The organism is Herbaspirillum sp. UBA812, from assembly GCF_002296545.1.
GTDB classification, from domain to species: Bacteria; Pseudomonadota; Gammaproteobacteria; order Burkholderiales; family Burkholderiaceae_D; genus Herbaspirillum; species Herbaspirillum huttiense.
Genome location: NZ_DBIC01000125.1, coordinates 1 through 4,157 on the forward strand (window position 1 = coordinate 1; position 4,157 = coordinate 4,157).

At 60.9% G+C, this 4,157-nt stretch carries 5 protein-coding genes; 3 read left to right on the top strand and 2 right to left on the bottom strand.

The genetic code is table 11. From position 1 onward, the window contains the following. Positions 1 to 831: 831 nt before the first annotated feature. Positions 832 to 1,566: a GntR family transcriptional regulator gene (locus B3873_RS07970; protein ID WP_034331745.1), complete on the top strand. Its 735-nt coding sequence runs from the start codon at positions 832 to 834 to the stop codon at positions 1,564 to 1,566. A 28-nt stretch (positions 1,567 to 1,594) separates the two neighbouring features. Here B3873_RS07970 and B3873_RS07975 read toward each other — a convergent pair whose 3' ends face one another. Together B3873_RS07975 and B3873_RS07980 are read right to left on the bottom strand one after the other, a co-directional pair. Continuing rightward, on the bottom strand, positions 1,595 to 2,110 hold the full coding sequence (locus B3873_RS07975) for an RES family NAD+ phosphorylase (RefSeq protein ID WP_259433654.1): 516 nt from the start codon (positions 2,108 to 2,110) through the stop codon (positions 1,595 to 1,597). Continuing rightward, entirely contained in the window at positions 2,107 to 2,577 is a 471-nt protein-coding gene (locus tag B3873_RS07980) for a DUF2384 domain-containing protein (RefSeq protein ID WP_286865140.1), read from the bottom strand. Before B3873_RS07980 ends, B3873_RS07975 begins: the two co-directional genes overlap by 4 nt. A gap of 366 nt (positions 2,578 to 2,943) precedes the next feature. Here B3873_RS07980 and dapA point away from each other — a divergent pair, with 366 nt between their 5' ends. Together dapA and B3873_RS07990 are read left to right on the top strand one after the other, a co-directional pair. Next, positions 2,944 to 3,831, top strand: coding sequence for a 4-hydroxy-tetrahydrodipicolinate synthase (gene dapA, locus B3873_RS07985; protein ID WP_286865141.1), 888 nt, complete (start codon positions 2,944 to 2,946; stop codon positions 3,829 to 3,831). 24 nt (positions 3,832 to 3,855) lie between these two features. Then, a partial coding sequence (locus tag B3873_RS07990; protein ID WP_286865143.1) for a glutathione S-transferase N-terminal domain-containing protein occupies positions 3,856 to 4,157 on the top strand: 302 nt, incomplete at its 3' end.

Consider the following 4,157-nt stretch of genomic DNA (forward strand, 5'->3'; position numbering starts at 1 on the left):
GGGTCAAATGGAGAGGGTCAAATCTGCGAGCAAATCAACACAAAGCTTTTTTAAAGAGATATCTGTCTCATAAACTGTTGACTACTTTACGCTTTCGACACCGGTGAGATCATGGGGTTTTGTAAGCAATTGATCGGCATCAAGCAAGCTGAAGTTGACAGGGCTCTCGCGTTCCCCGTAGCTGCACAGGCACTTCCTGCTTTTGTCGCCAATGTGGGTTAGGCAAAGACTGGTTGGATGTGCTGGGGAAACTATGATCCCAAGCAGCTCACCGAGATGCCCCGCGGCACGGGGTTGCCATACCCTTAGTCATACCCTATCAAAAATGCCATGCGCCGAGCCTTTGCGAACAATTGGCAAGGAAGTGGGTATGGTCCGGGCGTGTACGCTCACCGACATCGCCATTGAACGACAGCATCATAGCGGGCTGGACGATGCAGTTACTACCATGGGTATTAGAGCATTCCTCGGTTTCGGGGACGGGCGCCGAGTCGGTGAAGCTGTTTAATTACGAAGCAATGCCGTCAAGCAAAGTCTTCATCTCCACAAGTTCATTCCTTATTTGCAGATTTTGACTTTCCCATCATAGTTGATGATCGACGATAAGTGCCTGATGGAACACGCTGTCGTACTCAGCGCAACTTTGATGATTTCCAATTTGATCACAGCGGCAAGCGATGAAACCTTGTGGCGCTCAGCGATGCATCATCGGTGGACAAGGACGGCGGCGCAGTGCCGTCCACCTGCGTGCGTACGATGCACCCTGTCATTGTGGGCAGGCCCGGCCCCGGGTAGACTGAGCACTTTCTCTTTTGCAAGGCAAGTTTCAGCATGCTTGACCAGACCGCCGCCGATGCGCGCCTGCCGCTCTATCTCCAGTTGCGTGACCAGCTCGCGGCGCAGATCCGCGCCCAGAAATGGCAACCGGGACAAGCCATCCCGTCCGAAGCCGAATTGAGCCAGACCTATCAGGTGGCCGTGGGTACGGTGCGCCGCGCGGTCGAGACGCTGATGAGCGAAGGCCTGGTGGAACGCACGCACGGACGTGGCACCTTCGTGCGCAAGGCGCGTTTCGACAATTCGCTGTTCCGCTTCTTCCGCTTCGAATCGGCCGATGGCCGCCCGCTGCAGCCGACCAGCGTAATCGTCAGCCGCAAGGTCATCGAGGCACCGCGCCAGGTGGCCGAGGCCTTGCACCTGAAGACGCACGCCCGGGTGATCGAACTGCTGCGCCTGCGCAAGGTGGATGGACAACCGGTGCTGGCCGAGAACATCTACCTGTGTGCCCAGCGCTTCAAGGCGCTGGCGGGGAAGGCACCGGAGGATTTCGGCGATCTGCTGTATCCGCTGTATGAGCGCGAATGCGGGCTCATCGTCGCCTCGGCGCGTGAAACCCTGACGGTGGAAACGGTGACGGCGGCGCAGGCAAAGCTGCTGGGACTCAAGGAAAAGACGCCGGTAGTGGTGATCGAACGCATCGCCTTCGGCTCGGATGGTGCGCCGCTGGAGTGGCGACAATCGCGCGGGGCGGGGAGCAAGTTCAGGTATAGCGCGGAGATTCGCTGATCTGTTCTTGACGAGGCCGCTGGTACCGTTACCGCCAGGAGGCCTGATCGGCTGGCAATGTGCGCAGCGGATCATGCACGTTCAGTTGATCGGCATGTCCAAGCTTCTCCGTGAAGACCACCAGATTGCAACCGGCGCTGGTAAGGGCCGAGCGAAACAGGATGCCACTGGCACCTGACGTCATGGCTGCATCACCTATCGCCCACGAAGGTGGTTCAGTGGTGTCCTGAAAAAGCAGGCGCCGCCAATCGCAATAGAAACTCCGCCAGATCGGGCTCCACCCCGGGCCGATGCCATCACGGAAATCCACCACCTTCTCCAGCCTCACCTGATAGGCCACGATCACACCCGGCGGCAGCAGTGGAGCCAACTGCTGGTATTCGGCCAGTGCCGTGGCCGTCTCCAGCGAGAGGTACAAAGCCGGCACGCCGGGCCGGTTGAGCCTGCCGCCGAATCGCGCTGCGCCGGCACCTGAGACCGGATCAAACGACCAGCGAGGAACATGGACCCGATAAGCGACCGTCTCAAGACTGGTCAGGATCATCCCGAAAATCCGGCTTCCAGCGAAGAAAGATAACGCACGAGATCATCGGTACGATCTTCCGACACCAGCTGATGCGGCGTATTGCCACCGAAAACCGGGAGCGCGGCCTGTTGAAACCAGGCCAGGGATGCTTCCACATTGCCGAAGAGATCATTGCAGAGCCGAATGACGCGTAGGGCTTCATGCAAATGCCTTTGCATGGCGTAGGCTTCGCTGCCATGTGACAGCGCCGGGTAGCGGCATGAGGCCATGAGCGCGGCAGCATCGATACGCAGCACTGCAGCAAAGCGCTCTGGCGAAAGCGTTTCTGTATCACTGCCCGCGTACAGAAAATTAAGGAGCGCGCGGAAATCCTGACCGAAATCCGGGATGGCTTGCGCGCTGCCGTCGTTCATGATGTCGTCATCCGGGCATAAGAAAGGCCCCATTATTGCACCCTCAACGACGACATCACGGTTCGATTGCATGCCTTTCATATCACCACCTCTTTTGCCAGCAAGGAAAAGGGCGATTGTGAATCTGCACGGTGCAGAAACGCCACACGGCATTTGAACTTTTCCGACAATCTCGTTTACTATCGTCGCTCAGCCCATCACTTCCCACACCATGCAACTGAAGCGATCCCCCATCCAGACACGAGCTGCCCTCCCGGCCGCCGGCGTTTGCCTGCGCGGGCTGAACACCAAAAAACGGCATCTCCGCTGACGGGGATGTCACGTCCCGTCCGGCGGATCGCCTGGCGGGACTGGATCGCAACATCACCCTTCTTTCAGACCTCGCCCGGCGCACTGCCGGCGGAACGGCTTTCTTCAACCGTTCTTCATGAGGTACACATGCACACAAGCTTTACCGGAGTCTGGGTCCCCATCGTCACGCCGTTCCTGGCGGGCGACGCGGCCAGCATCGACCACCCTGCCCTGGCACGGCTGGCGCAACATCTGGCCGAACAAGGCATCAGCGGGCTGGTCGTCGCGGCCACCACGGGCGAGGGCATCCTGCTGCAGCCAGGTGAACAGGACGCCCTGCTGGCGACCCTGCGCGCTGCAGTCCCGCAGCTACCGCTGGTCATGGGGTTGTCGACCGCGTCCACGCACGATGCGGTGGCGCGCGCACGCGTACTGTCACGACTGCGGCCCGATGGCCTGCTGGTGACGCCACCGCTTTACGTTCGGCCATCTCAGGACGGTATCCGCCGCCATGTGGAAGCGGTCACGGAGAGCGCCGACCTGCCTGTGCTGGTCTACAACATTCCCTATCGCACCGGCTGCCAGGTCGAGCTGGAGACGCTGCAACAACTGGCGCAGGATCCGCGCGTGGTCGGCCTCAAGGAATGCGGCGGCAGCCAGGAGCGCATGCAGCGCCTGGTCAACGAGACCTCGCTGCGCATCCTCTCGGGCGACGACGCCCAGAATTTCATGGCGCTGTGCCTGGGCGCGCACGGCGTCATCGCTGCCTCGGCCCACGTGATGCCGCACTGGCACGTGCAGATGCAGGCACTGATCCGCGACAACCAGTGGCACCAGGCAAGGGACATTTCCGACGCGTTGCAGCCGGTCATCCGCGATCTGTTTGCCGAACCCAGCCCGGCACCGCTGAAGGCCCTGCTGCACGCCGATGGCTGGTGCGCACAGGAAGTCCGCCTGCCCTTCGTACCGGTCAGCGCTGGCTTGCATGCGCGTCTGATGACGCAGCGGCAGGCGCTGCTGTCGTCTGCTTTCTGAACCCTGCTTTCAAGGAGAAACACCATGTCATCCGCCCTGCCCCTGCAACTCCACGTCGACGCCCAATACGCCAGCCCCTATGCCATGTCGGTCTTCGTCGCCCTGCGCGAAAAGGCCTTGCCCTTCGCTCTGCACACCGTCGACCTCGACGCCGCCGCCCATCATGATCCCGCCTATGCCGCGCTGTCCCTGACGGCGCGCGTGCCGACGCTGCAGCATGGCGAGCTGGCCCTGTCCGAATCCTCGGCCATCACGGAATATCTGGAAGACGTCTTCGACGGTGCGCCGCTCTATCCTTCCGATCCAGCCGCGCGCGCACGCGCACG